19 protein-coding genes and 1 riboswitch are annotated in these 20,258 nt (G+C 68.0%); of the genes, 7 read left to right on the forward strand and 12 right to left on the reverse strand.

The window, feature by feature from the left end; genetic code table 11:
* Positions 1-5 precede the first annotated feature (5 nt).
* Positions 6-1,214 carry a tyrosine--tRNA ligase gene (gene tyrS / locus WIX39_RS00575; protein ID WP_106936753.1) on the reverse strand — a complete coding sequence of 403 codons (1,209 nt, stop codon included), beginning with the start codon at positions 1,212-1,214 and terminating at the stop codon, positions 6-8.
* Positions 1,215-1,397: 183 nt separating this feature from the next.
* Between tyrS and WIX39_RS00580 the strand changes: the two genes are divergently transcribed.
* Both WIX39_RS00580 and WIX39_RS00585 read left to right on the forward strand, forming a co-directional pair.
* Positions 1,398-2,744: a M23 family metallopeptidase gene (locus WIX39_RS00580; protein ID WP_106936752.1), complete on the forward strand. Its 1,347-nt coding sequence runs from the start codon at positions 1,398-1,400 to the stop codon at positions 2,742-2,744.
* A gap of 39 nt (positions 2,745-2,783) precedes the next feature.
* Positions 2,784-3,908 (forward strand): anhydro-N-acetylmuramic acid kinase, encoded by a 1,125-nt coding sequence (locus tag WIX39_RS00585; RefSeq protein WP_106936751.1) that lies wholly within the window; start codon positions 2,784-2,786, stop codon positions 3,906-3,908.
* 13 nt (positions 3,909-3,921) lie between these two features.
* On the opposite strand, the gene mdtD is transcribed toward WIX39_RS00585, so the two are convergent.
* From mdtD to WIX39_RS00615, 6 genes are all read right to left on the reverse strand, one after another.
* Positions 3,922-5,346 (reverse strand): multidrug transporter subunit MdtD, encoded by a 1,425-nt coding sequence (gene mdtD, locus WIX39_RS00590; RefSeq protein WP_106936750.1) that lies wholly within the window; start codon positions 5,344-5,346, stop codon positions 3,922-3,924.
* An 81-nt stretch (positions 5,347-5,427) separates the two neighbouring features.
* The gene (gene erpA, locus WIX39_RS00595) at positions 5,428-5,793 is read right to left on the reverse strand and encodes an iron-sulfur cluster insertion protein ErpA (protein ID WP_007827949.1); all 366 of its coding nucleotides are present in this window, start codon (positions 5,791-5,793) and stop codon (positions 5,428-5,430) included.
* 182 nt (positions 5,794-5,975) lie between these two features.
* On the reverse strand, positions 5,976-6,368 hold the full coding sequence (gene rpsI, locus WIX39_RS00600; RefSeq protein WP_081269689.1) for a 30S ribosomal protein S9: 393 nt from the start codon (positions 6,366-6,368) through the stop codon (positions 5,976-5,978).
* Between the two features lie 12 nt (positions 6,369-6,380).
* Positions 6,381-6,812, reverse strand: coding sequence for a 50S ribosomal protein L13 (gene rplM / locus WIX39_RS00605; protein ID WP_007827946.1), 432 nt, complete (start codon positions 6,810-6,812; stop codon positions 6,381-6,383).
* A 175-nt stretch (positions 6,813-6,987) separates the two neighbouring features.
* Positions 6,988-8,268, reverse strand: coding sequence for a S1C family serine protease (locus WIX39_RS00610; RefSeq protein WP_106936749.1), 1,281 nt, complete (start codon positions 8,266-8,268; stop codon positions 6,988-6,990).
* The gene (locus WIX39_RS00615; RefSeq protein WP_159053688.1) at positions 8,265-8,879 is read right to left on the reverse strand and encodes a hypothetical protein; all 615 of its coding nucleotides are present in this window, start codon (positions 8,877-8,879) and stop codon (positions 8,265-8,267) included. Before WIX39_RS00615 ends, WIX39_RS00610 begins: the two co-directional genes overlap by 4 nt.
* A 160-nt stretch (positions 8,880-9,039) precedes the next feature.
* Here WIX39_RS00615 and WIX39_RS00620 point away from each other — a divergent pair, with 160 nt between their 5' ends.
* Complete coding sequence (locus tag WIX39_RS00620; RefSeq protein ID WP_106936746.1) at positions 9,040-10,011, forward strand: 23S rRNA (adenine(2030)-N(6))-methyltransferase RlmJ; 972 nt, start codon at positions 9,040-9,042, stop codon at positions 10,009-10,011.
* 10 nt (positions 10,012-10,021) lie between these two features.
* Here WIX39_RS00620 and WIX39_RS00625 read toward each other — a convergent pair whose 3' ends face one another.
* The 4 genes from WIX39_RS00625 to ahcY form a co-directional block, all read right to left on the reverse strand.
* Complete coding sequence (locus WIX39_RS00625) at positions 10,022-10,636, reverse strand: septal ring lytic transglycosylase RlpA family protein (protein ID WP_081269708.1); 615 nt, start codon at positions 10,634-10,636, stop codon at positions 10,022-10,024.
* A 92-nt stretch (positions 10,637-10,728) separates the two neighbouring features.
* Entirely contained in the window at positions 10,729-11,553 is an 825-nt protein-coding gene (gene metF, locus WIX39_RS00630; protein WP_081269685.1) for a methylenetetrahydrofolate reductase [NAD(P)H], read from the reverse strand.
* A 10-nt stretch (positions 11,554-11,563) separates the two neighbouring features.
* On the reverse strand, positions 11,564-12,340 hold the full coding sequence (locus WIX39_RS00635) for a TlyA family RNA methyltransferase (protein WP_106936744.1): 777 nt from the start codon (positions 12,338-12,340) through the stop codon (positions 11,564-11,566).
* A gap of 10 nt (positions 12,341-12,350) precedes the next feature.
* Entirely contained in the window at positions 12,351-13,790 is a 1,440-nt protein-coding gene (gene ahcY / locus WIX39_RS00640) for an adenosylhomocysteinase (RefSeq protein WP_106936743.1), read from the reverse strand.
* A gap of 67 nt (positions 13,791-13,857) precedes the next feature.
* Positions 13,858-13,927, reverse strand: a riboswitch (S-adenosyl-L-homocysteine riboswitch).
* A 192-nt stretch (positions 13,928-14,119) separates the two neighbouring features.
* Between ahcY and WIX39_RS00645 the strand changes: the two genes are divergently transcribed.
* From WIX39_RS00645 to WIX39_RS00660, 4 genes are all read left to right on the forward strand, one after another.
* On the forward strand, positions 14,120-16,237 hold the full coding sequence (locus WIX39_RS00645; RefSeq protein WP_159053687.1) for a hypothetical protein: 2,118 nt from the start codon (positions 14,120-14,122) through the stop codon (positions 16,235-16,237).
* Between the two features lie 143 nt (positions 16,238-16,380).
* Positions 16,381-17,025: a hypothetical protein gene (locus tag WIX39_RS00650; protein ID WP_081269681.1), complete on the forward strand. Its 645-nt coding sequence runs from the start codon at positions 16,381-16,383 to the stop codon at positions 17,023-17,025.
* 132 nt (positions 17,026-17,157) lie between these two features.
* A complete protein-coding gene (phaP, locus tag WIX39_RS00655) occupies positions 17,158-17,661 on the forward strand; it encodes a TIGR01841 family phasin (RefSeq protein WP_205367616.1) in 504 nt (167 codons plus the stop codon).
* 95 nt (positions 17,662-17,756) lie between these two features.
* Positions 17,757-19,385 carry a peptide chain release factor 3 gene (locus tag WIX39_RS00660; protein ID WP_081269679.1) on the forward strand — a complete coding sequence of 543 codons (1,629 nt, stop codon included), beginning with the start codon at positions 17,757-17,759 and terminating at the stop codon, positions 19,383-19,385.
* Between the two features lie 14 nt (positions 19,386-19,399).
* Here WIX39_RS00660 and WIX39_RS00665 read toward each other — a convergent pair whose 3' ends face one another.
* Positions 19,400-20,203 carry an ABC transporter permease gene (locus WIX39_RS00665; RefSeq protein ID WP_106936740.1) on the reverse strand — a complete coding sequence of 268 codons (804 nt, stop codon included), beginning with the start codon at positions 20,201-20,203 and terminating at the stop codon, positions 19,400-19,402.
* Positions 20,204-20,258: the final 55 nt, after the last annotated feature.

Genomic DNA, 20,258 nt, shown 5'->3' on the forward strand with positions numbered 1-20,258 from the left:
CCCGGTCAGCTCAGCGTCACGCGCGCGAACTTGCGCTTGCCGACCTGCACCACGTAGCTGCCCGCGGGCAGCTTCAGCGCCTTGTCGCTGACCACGGCGGAGTCGATCCGCACGCCGCCGCCGTCGATCAGGCGGTTGCCCTCCGAAGTCGACGGTGCCAGGTTGGCCTGCTTGAGCACCTGGGCGATGCCCAGCGGGGCGCCGCTCAGCGCCACTTCGGGAATCTCGTCGGGCACGCCGCCCTTGCTGCGGTTGATGAAATCCTGCTCGGCCGCCTCGGCCGCTGCCGCGCTGTGGAAGCGCGCGGTGATTTCCTTGGCCAGCGCGACCTTGGCGTCCTTCGGGTTGCGGCCGCCTTCGATCTCGGCCTTCAGCGCCGCGATCTGCTCAAGCGACTGGAAGCTCAGCAGCGTGTACCAGCGCCACATCAGGTCGTCGGAAATCGACAGCACCTTGGCGAACATGGTGTTGGCGTCCTCGCTGATGCCGATGTAGTTGTTCTTGCTCTTCGACATCTTCTCGACGCCGTCGAGGCCTTCCAGCAGCGGCATGGTCAGTATGCACTGCGGTTCCTGGCCGTATTCCTGCTGGAGGTGACGGCCGACGAGCAGGTTGAACTTCTGGTCGGTGCCGCCCAGTTCGAGGTCGCTCTTGAGCGCGACCGAGTCGTAGCCCTGCATCAGCGGGTAGAGGAACTCGTGCACCGAAATCGACTGGCCGGCCTTGAAGCGCTTGTTGAAGTCGTCGCGCTCCATCATGCGGGCGACCGTGTACTTGGCGGCCAGCTGGATCATGCCGCGCGCGCCCAGGGGGTCGCTCCACTCGGAGTTGTAGCGGATCTCGGTCTTCTCGGGGTTCAGCACCAGGCTGGCCTGCTTGTAATAAGTCTGGGCGTTGGCCTCGATCTGCTCGCGGGTGAGCGGCGGGCGGGTGTTGTTACGGCCGGAGGGGTCGCCGATGGTGCTGGTGAAGTCGCCGATCAGGAAGATCACCCGGTGGCCCAGGTCCTGCAGCTGGCGCATCTTGTTGAGCACCACGGTGTGGCCGATGTGGATGTCCGGCGCGGTCGGGTCCAGGCCCAGCTTGATGCGCAGGGGCGTCCCGGTGGCTTCGGAGCGCTGCAGCTTGCGCACCCATTCGTCCTGCGGCAGCAGCTCGTCAGCGCCCCGGAGGGATATTTCGAGCGCGCGTCCTACACTATTTGAGAGGCTCATGGATGTAACAGATTCGGCCTTTACGGGCTTTTTTGGCTGACTTTTGGGGTGCCGAAGCTATACTCAGCCCGACTTTTCAAGCGCCGGATTCTAAGCGGCGCTTTTTTCCGCACCGTCTCCTGCCGCCCTGAACGTACTGGGCCTTGCAGCACGGATTTGCAGAACCTGAGCTGGAATTCAAGTTTGATCAACGGCATTCTTGCCGCCGAGGAGCTCCTTGCTTCCCGCGTGGCCTACACATTCCGGACGTACCCCAAGCAGATCACCGCAGTCATCGCGGCTGCCCTGCTGAGCGCCGGCACCCTCGCGGTGGCATCGCTCGGCCCGGATGCATCCGACCTCCCCGTGCGCCAGATCCTGGAAGCCACGGCACCTGTTTCAGTGGCCGACCAGAGCGAAGCGCTGGAGAGCTTCAGCTTCACGCTGTTCCGCACCGACGTCACCCGCTCGAGCGACACGGCCGAGGCGCTGCTGAAGCGCCTGGGCATTTCCGACCCCGCCGCCACCGCCTTCGTGCGCGGCAGCGTCGAGGCCCGCAACGCGCTGTTCTCGCGCGCCGGCCGCACCGTGACGGCCGAGGCCACGCAGGAAAACCAGCTCAAGAAGCTCAGCGCCCGCTGGATTCCGGACGGCGACGGCGGCTTCAAGCGCTACGTGATCGAACGCACGCCGACCGGCTTTGCCGGCGTGACCGAGCGCGACACCCTCACGGCAGGCACGCGCCTGGCGAGCGGCACCATCCGCACCTCGCTGTTCGCCGCCACCGACGACTCGCGCATTCCCGACGCGGTGGCGAGCCAGCTGGCCGACATCTTCGCGGGCGACGTCGACGTGCGCAACCTGCGCAAGGGCGACCGCTTCGCCGTGGTCTACGAGACCCTGGAAGCCGACGGCCAGGCGCTGCGCAGCGGCCGCGTGCTCTCGGCCGAGTTCGAGAACAACGGCAAGATCCACCAGGCCGTCTGGTTCCAGCCCCCGGGCGCGGGCCAGAAGGGCAGCTACTACCGCCCGAACGGCGACAGCCTGCGCAAGGCCTACCTGGCGACGCCGGTCGAGTTCTCGCGCGTATCCAGCGGTTTCGCGATGCGCATGCACCCGATCCTGAACAGCTGGCGCCAGCACAACGGCATCGACTACGCCGCACCCACGGGCACTTCGGTGCGCACGGTCGGCGACGGCACGGTCGATTTCGCGGGCACGCAGAACGGCTACGGCAACATCGTCATCATCAATCACCGCAACAACCAGCAGACGGCGTACGCCCACCTGAGCCGCATCGACGTCAAGTCCGGCCAGAGCGTGAGCCAGGGCCAGACGATCGGCGCCGTGGGCATGACCGGCTGGGCCACCGGCCCGCACCTGCACTTCGAATTCCGCGTGGGCGGGGTCTACCAGAACCCGACCTCCATCGCGCAGGAAGGCGGCGCGCCGATCACCGCGGCGATGCGCCCGGCCTTCGAGCGCATCGCCGTCGGTGCCCGCACCGAGCTGGCGGCAGCCTTCTCCGTCATCCAGGCCAGCGCGGACTGAGCACGCGCGGCGGCCCTTCTTTCTTCACCTGACGCCAGGATGGCCGCCGAACTTTTCATCGGCCTGATGTCGGGCACCTCGCTCGACGGCGTCGACGGCGTGCTCGCCGAGCTTTCAGGCGGCCGCATCGCGGTGCGGTCCTACGCCACGGCCGGCTTTCCCGTGGCACTGCGCGCCGAGCTGCTCGCGCTCAACACCCCCGGCGACAACGAACTGCACCGCGCGGCGCTGGCCGGCAACGGGCTCGCGAGGGCCTATGCCGGCGTGGTCCGGCAACTGCTGGCGGACAGCGGCACCGATGCCGGCGCCGTCACCGCCATCGGCGCGCACGGGCAGACGGTCCGCCACCGGCCACTGGAGTTCGACGACGTCGGCTACACGCTCCAGATCAACAACCCCTCGCTGCTGGCCGAGCTGACCGGCATCGACGTGGTCGGCGACTTCCGCAGCCGCGACCTGGCTGCCGGCGGCCAGGGCGCGCCCCTGGTGCCGGCCTTCCACCGCGCGCTGTTCGCCCGCGCCGGCGAGCCGGTCGCGGTGCTCAACATCGGCGGCATCTCGAACCTGAGCCTGCTGCCGCCCGCCGACGCGCCCGAAGGCGCGATCGTGCTCGGCTTCGACTGCGGCCCCGGCAACGCGCTGATGGACCATTGGTGCCAGGCCCACCAGGGCCAGCCCTTCGACCGCGACGGACAGTGGGCGGCCAGCGGCCAGGTGCTGCCCGGGCTGCTCGCGCAGCTGCTGGCCGACCCCTACTTCGGCAAGGCGCCGCCCAAGAGCACGGGGCGCGACCTGTTCAATCCGGACTGGCTGGCCGCGCAACTCGGCACCACGGCCCTGCCGCCCGCCGACGTGCAGGCGACGCTGGCCGAGCTGACCGCGAGCGCCTGCGCGGCCGACCTGCGCCGCCACGGAAAAGACGCCAGGCTGCTGATCGTCTGCGGCGGCGGCGCGCTGAACGGCCACCTGCTCGCCCGCCTGCGCGCGCTGCTGCCCGGCGTCAGCGTGGAGGCATCGACCGACCACGGCCTGCCGCCACAGCAGGTCGAGGCCGCGGCCTTTGCCTGGCTGGCCCGCGCCACCGTGCGGCGCGAGCCCGGCAACCTTGCCAGCGTGACCGGCGCGCGCGGGGCGCGCGTGCTGGGCGCCATCTACCCCGCCTGACAGCGGCCGTCCGTCAGCCCTGGCCGGACACTTCCGGCTGCGCGGGGTGCGCCGCGCGCACCTCCGACGGCAGGTGCCAGAAGATGAGAGCGGACGCCACGGTGATCAGCCCCATGGTCGCGAAGGTCGCCTGGAAGGCATCGAGCGTGTGGGCGGCCGTCTCGGTGCCGAAGATGCCGTTGTAGCCCGCCAGCACCGCGCCGGCGGCGGCCACGCCCATGCTCATGGCCAGCATCTGCACCATCGACAGCAGGCTGTTGCCGCTGCTGGCCATGCTGCCGTCCAGGTCCTTCAGCGTGATGGTGTTCATGGCGGTGAACTGCAGCGAATTGACCGCGCCGAAAGCCAGCAGCTGCAGCACGTGCAGCACCATCGGCTGGCCCGGCGCCGTGAGGCCGAAGCTGGCCATGGTGCAGCCCACGAGGGCCGTGTTGACCACCAGCACCCGGCGGTAGCCGTAGCGCGTGATCAGCGGCGTGGCGAAGCGCTTCATGGCCATGCCGGCCAGCGCGATCGGCAGCATCATCAGACCGGCGCGCACCGGCGAATAGCCCATCGACACCTGCAGCAGCAGCGGCACCAGGAAAGGCATGCAGCTGCTGCCGAGCCGCGAGAACAGGTTGCCGATCAGCCCGATGCTGAGCGTCGGCACCTGGAAGAGCGAGGGCGCGAACAGCGGTTCGGGCGTGCGCGAGGCGCGCAGCCAGTAAGCGGCGATGCTGGCAAAGCCGAAGATCAGCACGACCATCACGCCGCCCTGGCGCAGGCCCACGCCGTCGAGCGAAAGCGAGATCGCCACCATGCCGAAGGCCAGCAGCGCATAGCCGACGCTGTCGAAGCGCTTCTGCACCACGCCGCGCAGGTCGGGCATGTACTTGAGCGTGGCGATGCAGCCGGCCAGCCCCACGGGCACGTTGATCAGGAAAATCCAGTGCCAGGAGGCGTACTGCACCAGCCACCCGCCCAGCGTGGGGCCCAGCAAGGGCCCTATGAGCCCCGGGATGGCCACGAAACTCATCGCCTGGAGGAACTCCCCGCGCGGCACCGTGCGCAGCAGCGACAGCCGCCCCACGGGCAGCAGCAGCGCCCCGCCGAGCCCCTGCACCACGCGCGCGGCCACCAGCTGCCCAAGGCTGTGCGACAGCGCGCAAAGCACCGAGCCGAGCGCGAACAGCACGATGGCCGAGAAGAAGATGCGGCGCGTGCCGAAGCGGTCGGCGATCCAGCCCGAGGCCGGAATCAGCATCGCCATGGTCAGCGCATAGGCCACCACCACCGACTGCATGCGCAGCGGGCTCTCGCCGAGGCTGGCCGCCATTGCCGGCAGCGCCGTGTTGATGATGGTGGCATCGAGCGTCTGCATGAAGAAGCCGACGGCGACGAGCCACAGCAGGCTCTTGCGAACGGGTTGGACGGCGGTTTCGGCCTCTGAAGTCATGGGCAAGGGGAAAGGAGCAGGAACGAAAAAGCCGCCCGGAGGCGGCTTTCTGGAGAGGGCTTGGTCAGCGGCATCCGGGCATCAGGCCGAGAAGCTCGATCCGCAGCCGCATGTGCTGGTGGCGTTGGGGTTCTTGATCACGAACTGGGCGCCTTGCAGGTCTTCCTTGTAGTCGATCTCGGCGCCGACCAGGTACTGGTAGCTCATGGCGTCGATCAGCAGCGACACACCGTTCTTGGTCATGGTGGTGTCGTCTTCGTTGGTGATCTCGTCGAAGGTGAAGCCGTACTGAAAGCCGGAGCAGCCGCCGCCTTGCACGAACACGCGCAGTTTCAGGTCGGGGTTGCCTTCTTCGGCGATCAGGTCGGCCACCTTGGCTGCCGCACTGTCGGTGAAGACGATCGGCTCGGGCATCTGGGTCTGGATGTTTTCGGCTACGGCGCTCATGGGGTAATAACTCCTGGTGGGCCGAACAGGCGGCCAATGGAACGAATGCTACTGCAATGCCGCATTTTCGGCAGGCGGACTGTGGCGTGCACCCCTATGCAAGTGGGGTCGGACGGCAATGCGCAAAGACGTCGCAACGAAAAAGCCGCCCGGAGGCGGCTTTTTGTTCGAAGCGAACAGGATCAGCGCTTGCTGAACTGCTTGCGACGACGGGCGGAGTGCAGACCGACCTTCTTACGCTCGACTTCACGTGCATCGCGCGTCACGAAGCCGGCTTGGCTCAGGACGGGCTTCAGGCTTGCGTCGTAGTCGATCAGCGCACGGGTGATGCCGTGGCGCGTGGCGCCAGCTTGACCCGATTCGCCGCCGCCGTTCACGTTGACCATCACGTCGAAAGCTTCGAGGTTGTTGGTCAGCACGAGGGGCTGCTTCGCGATCATGATCGAGGTTTCGCGGCCGAAGAACGCTTGGATGTCCTTGCCGTTGACCGTGATCTTGCCTGTGCCCTTTTTCAGAAACACGCGGGCGACGCTGGATTTGCGACGGCCGGTGCCATTGTTCCATTCACCAATCATTCTCAAGGCTCCTTACAGTTCCAGCACTTTGGGCTGTTGGGCGGTATGCGGGTGCTCAGCGCCACCGTACACCTTGAGTTTCTTGATCATTGCGTAACCGAGCGGGCCCTTGGGCAGCATGCCCTTGACAGCCTTTTCCAGGGCGCGGCCCGGGTGCTTGTTCTGCATGTCGCGGAAGTTCGTCGCCGTGATACCGCCCGGGTAGCCCGAGTGACGGTAGTACACCTTGTCGATCGACTTGGCGCCGGTGACGCGCAGTTGCGCGGCGTTGATGATGACGATGAAGTCACCGGTATCGACGTGAGGCGTGTAAATGGCCTTGTGTTTGCCGCGCAAACGGAGAGCAACTTCGCTGGCTACTCGTCCGAGGACCTTGTCGGTCGCGTCAATCACAAACCACTCGTGCGTCACGTCAGCGGGCTTGGCGCTGAACGTTTTGGTCATGAGTTTTTCTCTTGAAAAGAGGGTTTGGCGAGCCCTTTTCCACGGTCGGCGTTCCTCTGGTGGGAATCTCTTAGGTGGGTTTGAAGTCTTCGCCGCGGGGCTACAAAAACGCTGCGAAGCCCGCGATTATATGAAGAAACGGCGAAATGGCCAATTTCCGGGGTTCGGGCCGGTTTCAGCGCTGGATGCGGACCAGCTCCAGAACCTCGTTTCCGCCGGAAACGATGCCTCGCTGGTACGCGGCTTCGAAGCGGACGACGCGGCGCAACTCGGGGCTGTAGAGGGCGGCCCCGGAGAAGCGGACGCTGCCGCTGGCGAGCGGTGCGCTCATGCTGGAGGCATAGATCCAGCCTTCGTACCCGATGCTGAGCACTTGGAGCTCGACCCCGTCCACGCGTACCGAGCGCTCTCCGCCCACCGTGGCGACGAGCTCATAGCGCTGGTTTTCGCCGGCGGACGCGTAGTTCGCCTGCCAGCGCATGCCGGGCAGCAGATTGTTGCGCGCCCACCCGCCTGGCGGCGAGGACGAGTCGAACAGCCCGCCGGCCGGCGACGTGACCGACACCACTTGCCCGTCGGTCTTCTCGACCTTGCCGCCACCGTTGAAGACAATTTCGTCCCCGTTGATCCGGTCCACCCGGTAGATCACCGTCGCGCGGGTGCCTGTGAGCTTGTCGGTGCGCACGTATTCGAGCGCATCGCCGGCGCGCAGCGGTTCGTTCAGGGCGACGCTGCTGCCGGCCCCCCGGCGGGCGCTGCCCGCGGGCTCGCTGGCCCGGGCCTCCAGCATCGCCTTCGCACGCACAGGCAATTCCGCCAGGAACTCGACCGGCATCGCGAAATTCAGGCTGCCGCCGTCGCGCGCGGCAAAGGTGGTGATGCCGAGCAGGCGCCCTTCGCTGTCGAACAGGCCTCCGCCGCTCGATCCGGGAGAGATGGCCGCCGTGGTCTGCAGCAGCCGCGCCTCCGGCTCCCCGGCGCCACCACCACCGGTGCCGCCGCGCAGACCCGACAGGATGCCCTCGCTGAGCGTGTTCTCCAGCCCGCGCGGGTTGCCGATGGCATACACCCGCTGTCCGACGCGCGCGCTGCCCGCGGGCGCCAGCGCGACCGGGGGCGCCGTGAAATTGGCCACCTTGATCTGGCACAGGTCGCGCGCCGGGTCTGGAAACTCCAGCGTCGCCCCGTAGGTGACGTTGTCCTGCTTGATGACGAAGCTGCTCGCCTTGGCCAGCACGTGGCAGTTGGTGACGAGGCGCCCGGGCGCGATCACCACCGCGCTGCCGGCGCGCAGGGGCCGCTCCTGCGCGTCGAAGGTGCGAACCGCCCAGACGCTGCCCGACACCTTGCTGAACAGCACTTCCGGCTCCAGCGCGGCGGCCGCGCCCGCCGCGAGGGCCAGGCCCAGGAACGCGGATGCCGTGCGCAGCGGCACGGCCTTCACCGGGCCGCTCATGGCTTGTTCGGCAGCAAGCCGCTCAGGTCGTCCATCGAAACCCGTGTTTCGGCCTTGGGCTGCGGCGCAGGCGGGGCCACCGGAGCGGCCGGCGCCACCACCTTGACCGCAGGCGGCGGCTCAGGCACCGGCACCACGGGCGCCGGACGCGCCTCCTCGGGCGGCTTCACCGCCACGGCCTTGGGCGCCGCCGGCGGTGCCGCGGCCATCTCGGTCGTGCCGATGCGGACACCTGCCGTCGGCCCCTCGCCCGTCTGGGCGCTGCGGTCGATGCTTCGCACTTCGCCGAAAATCAGCTGGATCCAGCTCGGATAGTTGTAGCCCGCCGCCGTGCCGGCATCGACCGCCGCGCCGATCAATCCGCCGATCAGGATGTTCCCCGCCATGCCCACGTTGGCGCGCGACACGGCCTGTCCGTTGGCCGGTGCGAAGCCGGGCTGGCTGCATTCGATGTTGAGATTGGCGCTAGAGCGCCTGATCGGCACCGTGTCGCCGGAGCGCATCACCGAGTCGTTGCGGTCGTTGGTGACCAGGCATTTCGCGCCGTCGACCACCTTGCCCGTCGACGTCATGGTCTCGATCTTCACGTTCTGCGTGGTGCCGTGCGTCACCGACGCGCAGCCCGTCAGAATAGACAGAACACCCGTGCAGGCGCACAGGCCCCAAAATCGCCATCCAGCTCCTCGCATCTGCGACGCCCTCTTTTTGTAAATCGATGTTTCGGCGCGAGAGTCTAGCGTCGTCCATCCACTTTTTTCAGGCCCATTCCTCATGTTCAGTTACCGCCACGCCTTCCATGCCGGCAACCACGCCGACGTGCTCAAGCACACGGTGCTGATTGCCACGCTCGACCACCTGCTCGAAAAAGACGCGGCCCTCACGGTCGTCGACACCCACGCCGGCGCCGGCCTGTACCGCCTCGACGGCGACTACGCCGGCACCAGCGGCGAAGCCGCCGAAGGCATCCTTCGCCTTCTTTCGGGCAAGAAAGAGCCCGCCGCGCCCGCAGCAGCAGCAGCACCCGCACCCGCGGCGAAGTCGGCCGCGAAGAAGGCGGCACCCGACGCCGAAGACCCGCTGGCCGACGCCATCGCCCGCTATCTCGGCGTGATCAGCGACTTCAACCCCAAGGGCGGCGCGCGCGTCTACCCGGGTTCGCCGTTCATCATCCAGCACCTGCTGCGCGACCACGACAAGCTCAAGCTGTTCGAGTTGCACCCGACCGACTCGCGCACGCTGAGCGCCAACATCGCTCAGCTCGAAGCCGGCCGGCAGATCGCCGTGCTGCTGGAAGACGGCTTCGGCAGCGCCACCAAGTTCCTGCCGCCGCCCTCGCGCCGCGCGCTGGTGCTGATGGACCCGAGCTATGAGATGAAGACCGACTACGGCCGCGTGCTCGACTTCGCGGCCGAGGCGCTCAAGCGCTTTGCCACCGGCACCTACGCGATCTGGTATCCGATCATTCCGCGTCCCGAGGCGCACGACCTGCCGCGTCGCCTGAAGACAATGGCGACCAAGGCCGGCAAGTCGTGGCTGCATGCCACGCTGACGGTCAAGTCGAGCAAGATCACGAAGGACGCCGCATCGGGCGAAACGCAGCGCCCGGGCCTGCCGGCCAGCGGCATGTTCCTGATCAATCCGCCCTACACGCTGAAGCCGCTGCTCGCCGAAGCGCTGCCACAGCTGGCGGAACGCCTGGGGCAGGACCGCAACGCCACCTTCTCGCTCGAATCGGGCGGCTAGCCCTTTCCCGCTACTTGCGGCGGCGCTGCGGCACGATCACCTTGCGCCGCGCCGGAACCTGCACCTTGGCACGCTGCTGCGGCTCGGCCGACGCCACCGGCGCCTGCGCGTCGCCCGGCTCCACCGGCAAGCCGCCGCAGCGCATGCCGTCGTGGTCCACCACGGTCAGCGCCACCTGCTTGATGCCCAGGCCGGTCAGGCCGATGCGGTCGGCCGCGGCGCGGCTCAGGTCGATCACGCGGCCCATCGAATAGGGGCCGCGGTCGTTGATGCGCACCAGCACCTCGCTGCCGTTGACGAGGCTGCGCACGCACACGCGCGTGTTGAAGGGCAATGTCTTGTGGGCCGCGGTCATGGCGGTCATGTCGAAGCGTTCGCCGCTGGCGGTCTTGCGCTGGTGGAACTGGATGCCGTACCAGGAAGCGCCGCCGCGCTCGAAGATCTCGCGCGGGCCGTCGTCGCCGGGCACGCCGTCGTCCGGCGTCAGTTCGCCCGTGCCGGACACGGCCAGGTCATAGCGCACCGAGGGCACGCTCGACCGCGCCGCGACGCCCGGCGGCACCGCCAGCGCCCGCGGCAGGGGTTTCAGGCTGCCATCGCCTTCGGCATCGGTGGCGGGCGGCATGGCGCAGCCCACGAGTGCGCAGGTCGCGGCCACGAGGGCCGCGTGCAGCACGCTGCGCAGCGATGCTGCCGTCACCCCGACCGCGCGCCCTCTCAATCCAGGCGCTCCAGCAGAGCCAGCGTCGCGGCCGACTGGTTCATCGTGTAGAAATGCATCGCCGGCGCGCCGCCCTCGGCCAGGCGCGCGCACAGGTCCGTGACCACGTCGAGGCCGAAGGACTTGATCGACGCCGTGTCGTCGCCGAAGCCCTGCAGGCGCAGGCGGATCCAGCGCGGGATCTCGGCGCCGCAGGCGTCCGAGAAGCGCATGAGCTGCGTCGAGCTGGTGATCGGCATGATGCCCGGCACGATGGGCGTGTCGAGCCCCAGCCTGCGCGCGTCGTCGACGAAGCGGAAGTACGCCTCGGGGCTGAAGAAGTACTGCGTGATCGCCGAATCGGCGCCCGCCTTCACCTTGGCGGCAAAGGCCTGCAGGTCGGCTTCGGGCGAGCGGGCCTGCGGATGGATCTCGGGGTAGCAGGCCACCTCGATGTGGAAGTCGCGGCCGGTCTCCTCGCGGATGAAGGCGACCAGGTCGCTCGCGTACTGGAACTCGCCGCCGATGCCGTAGCCGCTCGGCAGGTCGCCGCGCAGCGCCACGAGGCGCTTGACGCCCATGGCCTTGAGCTCGGCGAGCTGCTCGCGCACCGTGGCGCGCGTGGCGCCGATGCACGAGAAGTGGCTCGCCGCGTCCACGCCCTCGGACAGGATCTCCTGCACCGCACCGAAGGTGCCCTGGTGCGTGGAGCCGCCAGCGCCGTAGGTGACCGAGCAGAACTGCGGCTTGCGCGCATACAGCTGCTGGCGCACGGCGCGCAGCTTGACCGCGCCTTCGGGCGTCTTGGTCGGGAAGAATTCGAAACTCAGCGGAAGGCGCACCTGCGTCTCCTTAGGAACCGTCCGCGTGAACAGCGCGCACGGCGTGAATGAAAAACTCGCGGTTGCCGTCGCCGCCGGCGATCGGGCTGTCGAACCACTGCAGCACGCGCAGGCCGAGGGCCTCGCAGGCGTCGCGCAGGCGCTTCTCGACCACCGCATACATGGACTCGTCGCGCACGATGCCGCCCTTGCCGACCTGGCCCGGCTGCAGTTCGAATTGCGGCTTGACCAGCATCAGCAGGCGGCCGTCGTCCGCCAGGAACTCGACCACCGCCGGCAGCACCAGCGTGAGCGAGATGAACGACAGGTCGCCCACGATCAGGTCGAAGCGCGACTCGCCCTCTTCGCCGAGGTCCTCGGGCGACAGCGCGCGCGCATTAACGCCCTCGATGGGCACCACGCGCTCGTCCTCGCGCAGCTTCGCGTGCAGCTGCCCGTGGCCGACGTCGACGCCCACCACCCTGGTGGCGCCGCGCTGCAGCAGGCAGTCGGTGAAGCCGCCGGTCGACTGGCCCACGTCGAGGCACAGCTTGCCGGCCGGATCGACGCCGCTCGCGGCCAGCGCGCCTTCGAGCTTGAGGCCGCCGCGCGACACATAGCGCGCCTCGGCCGCGTCGACCAGCTCGAGCTCGGCCGACTCGGGCACTTCGTCCTTGTTCTTGGCGACGTTGCGCCACGCGTCGCTCGTGCCCGCGTCGCGCCAGCGCATGCCGCCGGCGATGAGCCGCACGGCCTGCGAACGCGACGCGGCCAGGCCGCGCTCCACCAGCAATTGATCGGCGCGCATGCGCTGTCGATCAGTAGCGGTACGTGTCCGGCTTGTACGGACCGTTCTTGTCCACGCCGATGTAGGCGGCCTGCGCGTCGGTCAGCTCGGTGAGCATGGCGCCGACCTTCTTCAGGTGCAGGCGAGCGACCTTCTCGTCGAGGTGCTTGGGCAGCACGTAGACCTTGCCGGCCTCGTAGGCGTCGGGCTTGGTGAACAGCTCGATCTGGGCGATGGTCTGGTTCGCGAACGACGACGACATCACGAAGCTCGGGTGGCCCGTGCCGCAACCCAGGTTCACGAGGCGGCCCTTGGCCAGCAGGATGATCTTCTTGCCGTCCGGGAAGGTGATGTGGTCGACCTGCGGCTTGATTTCTTCCCACTCGTACTTCTCGATCGAAGCGACGTCGATCTCGTTGTCGAAGTGGCCGATGTTGCAGACGATGGCCTGGTCCTTCATCTTGACCATGGTGTCGTGCGTGATCACGTCCTTGTTGCCCGTGGTCGTCACGAAGATGTCGGCCTTGTCGGCGGCGTACTCCATCGTCACGACCTTGTAGCCTTCCATCGCGGCCTGCAGGGCGTTGATCGGGTCGATCTCGGTGACCCACACTTGCGCCGACAGCGCGCGCAGCGCCTGTGCCGAGCCCTTGCCCACGTCGCCGTAGCCGGCCACGCAAGCCACCTTGCCGGCGATCATCACGTCGGTCGCGCGCTTGATGCCGTCCACCAGGGACTCGCGGCAGCCGTACAGGTTGTCGAACTTGCTCTTGGTGACCGAGTCGTTCACGTTGATGGCGCGGAACAGCAGCGTGCCCTTGGCCGACATTTCGTTCAGGCGGTGCACGCCGGTGGTCGTTTCCTCGGTCACGCCGATGATCTCGGCGGACTTGCGGGTGTACCAGGTCGGATCGACAGCCAGCTTGGCCTTGATGGCGGCGTACAGGATGCGTTCTTCTTCACTGGTCGGGTTGGCCAGCACGCTCTGGTCTTTTTCGGCGCGCTGGCCCAGGTGCATCAGCAACGTGGCGTCGCCGCCGTCGTCCAGGATCATGTTCGGGCCTTCGCCCTTCGAGCCCTTGGGACCGAAGTCGAAGATGGCGTGGGTGTAGTCCCAGTAGTCCTTCAGCGACTCGCCCTTGATGGCGAACACCGGCGTGCCCTTTTCGGCGATGGCGGCGGCGGCGTGGTCCTGCGTCGAGAAGATGTTGCACGAGGCCCAGCGCACTTCGGCGCCCAGGGCTTGCAGCGTCTCGATCAGCACGGCCGTCTGGATGGTCATGTGCAGCGAGCCGGTGATGCGCGCGCCCTTGAGCGCCTGGCCCTTCGCGAACTCCTCGCGGATGGCCATCAGGCCGGGCATTTCGGTTTCCGCGATGCGGATTTCCTTGCGGCCCCAGGCAGCGAGGGACAGGTCGGCGATCGCCTGGTCGGCGGTCGAGACGGGGGTGGGCTTGAGAACAGCGCTCATGAGAACTCCAACAAAACTGGTTTGAAAGATGCCACTGCGTTCGGGGAAAAGGACTCACCGCGAGAACAGCGGGTGAGCGTGGTTGCGATGTGGATCCGAGCCTCACGCCTGGCGGCGCTGCAACGCTCCTCGGGACGGGGCATTGTAGACGGGGCGAACAGCCGCGCCAACCTCGGGGATTTGCGCGCATTTCGAGCGTCTTCTGCCCTCTTCGGCTGACATTTGCCAGCCTCAACGTTAAAGCCCCCTGTTTTTACGATTTGCTCAGGTTCGGTTCAGGAGCCAGCCGGCTCGCTGCCGGGCCCATCAGACAAAGAAGAGGGCTCAACATGAGGATGACGAGATATCTCGCGGGTTGTGGACTGGCCGCCTTGCTGGCGGCCTGCGGGGGCGGAGGCAGCGGTGGCGGTGCCACGGGCAGCGGGCTGCCGCTGGCGGGCCTGGACGGCGGCGCGCCGCAGGCGCAGGCCTCGGCCGCGCCCGAGTCCGCGCAAGTGGCGAAGGCGGCCAAGGCCGCACTGGCCGGCGCCGACGCGCGCAGCGGCACCTACCGCGTCTATGCATCCAACGGCACCCAGCAGCAACTGGCGCTCGACTTCGACGCCGGCAGCTACACGATGACGGACAACCTCGGCGCGGCCGAGTCCGGCACCTCCGCCGAAGACTTCACCGAGCCCGGCACCTACGTCTTCGCGAGCAGCCGCATCACCACGGCGGCCAACACGGCGCGCTTTCGCGTGGCGGCGGATGTGGTGGTCGGCGCGTTCCCGTTCCAAGCGGCGTACTCGAGCCCCGCGGCCTACGCCGCGCAGCCCTTCGTGGCGGCACGCGAATTCGTCAGCACCGCGGCGCTGCTGGACGGCACCTATAACCGCTTCAGCGTCACGCGCAGCCCGGGCGGCGCGCAGGACTCGACACTGCTGGCCATGCGCCTCTCTGGCAGCGGCACGGTGCTGGAGATCTGCAACGACGCGATCATCTACAAGATCGATCTCTGCCCTGCGGCCTCGAAGCGCACCTATTCGGTGGCGGCCGGCGCCGACGACACCTGGGTCGGCACCAACGTCGCCAACAGCAGCGACGTCGCCAACTTCCGCATGGCGCGAATCGGCGGCCAGAACGTCTATCTCGCGGGTGGCGTCAACCTGGCGCCGGCCGTGCAGTTCATGCGCATCGGCCTGCCCGAGTCGTCGAGTTGGCCCACCACCCGCGGTGTCGGCGCGTCGACCACGGGCAGCTGGGGCAGCAACCTGATCGACACCGCGAACTCGGTGCGCACGTCCACCGGCGCGGACGGCACCTACGGCAGCCTGACCCTGCCTGTGGGCGGCACGTTTGCGCAGCAGCCCGAAGGCATCCGGCTCGTCAACGGCAGCGGCACGAGCAAGTACTTCGCCATGCAGAACGGCCTGCTCTCGGTGCTCGTCGGCGCGCGCAACCCGAACACGCAGGGCTACCTGCAGCTCAACCTGATCGACACCGGCGCAGCGCCCGATGCGCGCAACGGCAGCTACAAGGTGTACGCCACCAACGGCACGCGGCAGACGCTGGCGCTGAACCTCGACAGCAAGCGCTACGAGATGACGGACGAAAGCGGCACCCTCGCCTCGGGCAGCTTCGCCGAGGACACGGCCGAGCCCGGCAGCTTCGTCTTCGACAGCAGCCGCATCACGAGCCCGGTGAACACGGCGCGCTTCCGGCTGGCCGCGGACACGGTGGTCGGATCGTTCCCGTTCGCGGTCGCGCAGGTCACGCCGGCGAGCTACGGCGTGCGGCCCTTCGTGGCATCGCGCGCCCTGGTGAAGACGCAGGCCGCGCTCGACGGCGTCTACAACCGGCTGGGCATCAACCTGACGGCCACCACGGGCGATTCGTCGATCACGCAGATCCAGGTTGCCAACGGCGGCACCACGCTCTACCTGTGCAACAACGCCGCGATCTACCGCATCGACACCTGCCCCTCGGCAACGCTGCTGACCTACACGGTGTCGCCCGGCGCCACCGTCGACACCTGGAACATCGTGAACGTGGCGAACCCGTCTGACCACGGCAGCTTCGCGATCGCACGGGTGGGCAACGAGAACGTCTATCTCTCGGCCGGCATCGTGCCCGCGACGCCCACCACGTCGGTGTTCCGCATCGGCCTGCCCGAACGCGCGGCCTGGCCCACGGTCACCGCGCGCGGCGGCGCCGCCAACGGCGGCTGGGGCAGCACGGCCGTCGATGCCTCGAGCTATGCGCGCACCCGGGTGCTTCCCGACGGCACGGCGGGCACGCTGAACGCCACGCTGGGCTCCATGGGGATCGTCGGCCCGATCAACATGCGCGCGGTGGGCTTCCCCAACTCGACCTTCCATTTCTCGAGCCAGAGCAGCAAGCTGTTCGCGATGGTCGGCGCACGCAGTCCGGCCACCGCCGGCGCGCTTGAAATCGGCCTGGTCGACTGACGCGCCGGCGCGTCGCCCGCTCCCGGGGCCGCATGCCGCAACGCCGGCATGCGGCCCTTGCTCATTCAGTCCTAAGTCGGCCGCCAGCAGATTCCGGCGCGGCGGCGTACATTGCCCCGACTCCCACTCCGCCGAAAGCACCCATGCAGATCTTCCTGTCCCACAACCGCCGGGCGCTGCTCGCCGCCACGGTCCTCAGCCTGGGCTTCGCCGCGCTGCCGACCGGCGCAGCCGCCCAGACTTCCGACCCCGTGCGCATCCGCGGCACCATCGTCCGCGTCGACGCGAAGACCCTCGTCGTGCAGGACCGCGGCGGCGAGGTCGTCTCGCTCGCTCGGCCGGCCGACATGCCGGTGTCGGAGGTCTACCGCATCAAGCTGTCCGACATCAAGCGCGGCAGCTTCGTCGGCACGGCCGCCATGCCGCAGGCCGACGGTACGCAGAAGGCGATCGAAGTGGTGGTGTTCCCCGAGGCCGCGCGCGGCACCGGCGAAGGCCACCGCCCCTGGGACCTGCTGCCCGAGAGCACCATGACCAACGCCACCGTCGCCGACCTGGCCGCGGCGCCGAAGTCGGTGCGCGGCGGCCAGCAGATGCGGCTGACCTACAAGGGCGGCGAGAAGACCGTCATCGTGCCGCCCGACGTGCCGGTGGTCACTTTCCGCCCCGGCACCGACGCGCTGCTGGTGCCCGGCGCCAAGGTGATGGTGAACGCGCAGGAAAAGAACGGCACGCCCACGGCGCTGCGCGTGACCGCAGGCCGCAACGGCTTCGCGCCTCCGATGTAATCCATCCAAGGGAAATCCCGCAGGCATTTTTTTCGTGGCGGCATGCCGGTGCGGCGTATCGTGGCGATGGACTTTTGCCGTCCGGCCGGTCCTCGCCATCCATCCGTTCACCGTCACAGGAGATTCCGCACCATGGCCACAGCCAAGAAAGCCGCCGCCAAGAAGACCACCACCAGCAGCAGCAGCGACAGCACCGCCAGCGCGAAGAAGGCGGCGCCGACTGCCGCGGACATGCTCAATCCGCTGAAGGGCATGGCCGACCGGCTGCAGGACCTCAACCTGACCGGTGGCGCCGGCAAGCTGCTGGAAAGCGGCCGCAAGGACCTGGCGGCCCTGATGCAGGCCAACGAGAAGTCCTACCAGGGCCTGCAGACCGTGGTGCAGCGGCAGACCGAGATGATCAAGCACGCCATCACCGAATGGCAGACCGCCGCCAAGGAAATGCCGGGCAAGGATGCGAAGGAAAACCTCGCCAGGCTCGACGAGCTCGGGCGCCAGTCGTTCCAGCGCGCCATCGACGACATCAAGGAGCTGGCCAACCTTGCCGCCAAGTCGCAGGCCGACGCGTTCGACGTGGTGCGCCAGCGCATCCAGTCCAACGTGGACGAGGTCACGAAGATGCTGCAGCGCAAGTAAGGAAGCACCGGCGTTCGCGGGCGCTTTGCGCCGGCCGGCGGGCGGAAATCCCCGGCCTTCTAAAATCGCGGCATTCCCCTGCCCGATTGCCCACCTTGTCTTTTGTTGCCGAAACCCGCCGCCGTCGCACCTTCGCGATCATTTCCCACCCTGACGCCGGCAAGACCACGCTGACCGAGAAGCTGCTGCTTTTCTCGGGCGCGATCCAGATCGCCGGCTCGGTGAAGGCGCGCAAGGCCTCGCGCCACGCCACCTCCGACTGGATGGAAATCGAAAAGCAGCGCGGCATCTCGGTGGCCTCGTCGGTCATGCAGATGCTGTACCGCGACCACGTCATCAACCTGCTCGACACGCCCGGCCACAAGGACTTCTCGGAAGACACCTACCGCGTGCTCACCGCCGTCGACTCGGCGCTGATGGTGATCGACGCGGCCAACGGCGTGGAAGCGCAGACGCGGCGGCTGATCGAGGTCTGCCGCCAGCGCGACACGCCCATCATCACCTTCGTCAACAAGATGGACCGCGAAGTGCGCGAGCCGCTGGACATCCTGGACGAGGTGGAGCGCGAACTCGGCATGCCCTGCGTGCCCATGACCTGGCCCGTGGGCCAGGGCAAGACTTTCCGCGGGATCATGAACCTGCGCACGCAGGCCATGACGGTGTTCGAGTCGGGCAGCGAGCGGCTGCCGCAGGACTTCGAGACCATTCCGCTGAGCGAGCGCGACACGCTCGCCAAGCGCTTCGGCGCCGACTTCGAGACCGCCATGGAAAGCATGGAGCTGGCCACCGGCGCATCGCCCACCTGGGACCGCGAAGCCTTCCTGGCCGGCAAGCAGACGCCTGTTTTCTTCGGCTCCGGCGTGAACAACTTCGGCGTGATGGAAGTGCTCGACGCGCTGGTCGACCTGGCGCCTTCGCCGCAGTCGCGCACCAGCACCACCATGGTCAACCGCCAGCCGGTGGTGAAAGAGATCCAGCCCGAGGACAAGGACTTCGCGGGCGTGGTCTTCAAGGTGCAGGCCAACATGGACGCCAACCACCGCGACCGCATCGCCTTCGTGCGCATGGCCTCTGGCAAGTACACGCCCGGCATGAAGCTCAAGGTGCAGCGCACCGCCAAGGAACTGCGCCCCACCAGCGTCGTGACCTTCATGAGCCAGCGGCGCGAGGCGGTCGAAGAGGCCTACGCGGGCGACATCGTGGGCTTCACCACCCACGGCGGCGTGCAGCTGGGCGACACCATCACCGACGGCGCGAGCCTGCAGTTCACCGGCCTGCCCTTCTTCGCGCCCGAGCTGTTCATGACCGTGATCCTGAAGAACCCGCTGCGCACCAAGCAGCTCCAGCAGGGCCTGGCCCAGCTCGGCGAAGAGGGCGCGATCCAGGTGTTCCGCCCCGAGATCGGCGGCCCGATGCTGCTGGGCGCCGTCGGCCAGCTGCAGTTCGAAGTGGTGCAGCACCGCCTGAAGGCCGAGTACGACGCCGACGTGCGGCTCGAAGGCTGCCAGTACACCGGCGCGCGCTGGATCACCGCCGACACCCCGGCCGAGCTGCGCGAGTTCGTCAACGCCTATCCGCAGCGCATGGCGAAGGACGCCGCGGACACACTGGCTTTCTTGTGCACCTCGCCGTACGACGTGCGGCTGGCGCAGGAGCGCTTTCCGAAGATCCACTTCCATCCGCTGCGCGAGCATGCGGGGTTGGCGCTGCAGAGCGCGGGCTGAGAGCCCGGACGGGATCAGCTCCCGGTGGAAGCATAGTGGCGCAACCCGAAGCGCCACACCCCGAAAGCCGCCGCGAGGAACACGAAGCCCGCGAGCGGCGACACGAGGCCCATCCACGCGGGCGCCCCGAGCGGATCGGGCTTGCCCAGGATCGCCAGCGCCGGGTAGTACGCCACGCAGGCGAGCGGCACGATGAAGGTCAGCACGCGCCGGAACCACTGCGCATACAGCGCCAGCGGATATTGCGCCGCCTGTACGCCGCCGTAGGTCAGCACGTTGGCGATCTCCAGGCTTTCGACGGTCCAGAACGACAGCGTGCCCTGCAGCACCAGGATGCCGAGGAACAGCGCCGCGCCGCCGGCCAGCGCGAAGAGCGCGATGCCCACGGCGCCCGGCGTCCACGCGATGCCGGCCTGCACCGTCGCGAACACGAGCACCAGAATGCCTTGCAGCAGCCGGCCCGCGCGGCTGATGCGGAAGTCGTGCCCCATCAGTTGCAATGCCACGGGGCGCGGACGCAGCAGCAGACGGTCGAAGGCGCCGGTGCGCAGGAACTCGGTGCCGAGCGTGTCGAAGCCGCGCCCCAGCGCGTCGGCCACGGCAAACATGCAGTTCACGAGCCCGTAGAACAGCGCCACTTCGCCAAGTTGCCAGCCCTGCACTTCGCCGAAGCGATGGAACAAGGCCCACACTGCGATGACCTCGATGCCGGTGCCCAGGAACTGGCCCGTGGTCAGCATCAGCGCCGAGGCTGGATAGCGTGCCTGGCCGCTGAGCGAGGCTGCGATGAGCCTCATGAGTAGGCGGAGCGATCCCATTTGTTCAGTGGCTCCGAATTGTTTTGCGTGTGCTGTGGGTGCGTGCACAGGCCAC

The organism is Variovorax sp. AB1(2024) (genome assembly GCF_037482385.2).
Classification (GTDB): Bacteria; Pseudomonadota; Gammaproteobacteria; order Burkholderiales; family Burkholderiaceae_C; genus Variovorax.

What these genes read in the sequence shown, in the direction of transcription:
- tyrS (WP_106936753.1), bottom strand. Translation starts at nt 1,214, where the DNA reads ATGAGCCTCTCAAATAGTGTAGGACGCGCGCTCGAAATATCCCTCCGG.
- WIX39_RS00585 (WP_106936751.1), top strand. Translation starts at nt 2,784, where the DNA reads ATGGCCGCCGAACTTTTCATCGGCCTGATGTCGGGCACCTCGCTCGAC.
- mdtD (WP_106936750.1), bottom strand. Translation starts at nt 5,346, where the DNA reads ATGACTTCAGAGGCCGAAACCGCCGTCCAACCCGTTCGCAAGAGCCTG.
- erpA (WP_007827949.1), bottom strand. Translation starts at nt 5,793, where the DNA reads ATGAGCGCCGTAGCCGAAAACATCCAGACCCAGATGCCCGAGCCGATC.
- rpsI (WP_081269689.1), bottom strand. Translation starts at nt 6,368, where the DNA reads ATGATTGGTGAATGGAACAATGGCACCGGCCGTCGCAAATCCAGCGTC.
- rplM (WP_007827946.1), bottom strand. Translation starts at nt 6,812, where the DNA reads ATGACCAAAACGTTCAGCGCCAAGCCCGCTGACGTGACGCACGAGTGG.
- WIX39_RS00610 (WP_106936749.1), bottom strand. Translation starts at nt 8,268, where the DNA reads ATGAGCGGCCCGGTGAAGGCCGTGCCGCTGCGCACGGCATCCGCGTTC.
- WIX39_RS00620 (WP_106936746.1), top strand. Translation starts at nt 9,040, where the DNA reads ATGTTCAGTTACCGCCACGCCTTCCATGCCGGCAACCACGCCGACGTG.
- WIX39_RS00625 (WP_081269708.1), bottom strand. Translation starts at nt 10,636, where the DNA reads ATGCCGCCCGCCACCGATGCCGAAGGCGATGGCAGCCTGAAACCCCTG.
- WIX39_RS00635 (WP_106936744.1), bottom strand. Translation starts at nt 12,340, where the DNA reads ATGCGCGCCGATCAATTGCTGGTGGAGCGCGGCCTGGCCGCGTCGCGT.
- ahcY (WP_106936743.1), bottom strand. Translation starts at nt 13,790, where the DNA reads ATGAGCGCTGTTCTCAAGCCCACCCCCGTCTCGACCGCCGACCAGGCG.
- WIX39_RS00645 (WP_159053687.1), top strand. Translation starts at nt 14,120, where the DNA reads ATGAGGATGACGAGATATCTCGCGGGTTGTGGACTGGCCGCCTTGCTG.
- WIX39_RS00650 (WP_081269681.1), top strand. Translation starts at nt 16,381, where the DNA reads ATGCAGATCTTCCTGTCCCACAACCGCCGGGCGCTGCTCGCCGCCACG.
- phaP (WP_205367616.1), top strand. Translation starts at nt 17,158, where the DNA reads ATGGCCACAGCCAAGAAAGCCGCCGCCAAGAAGACCACCACCAGCAGC.
- WIX39_RS00665 (WP_106936740.1), bottom strand. Translation starts at nt 20,203, where the DNA reads ATGGGATCGCTCCGCCTACTCATGAGGCTCATCGCAGCCTCGCTCAGC.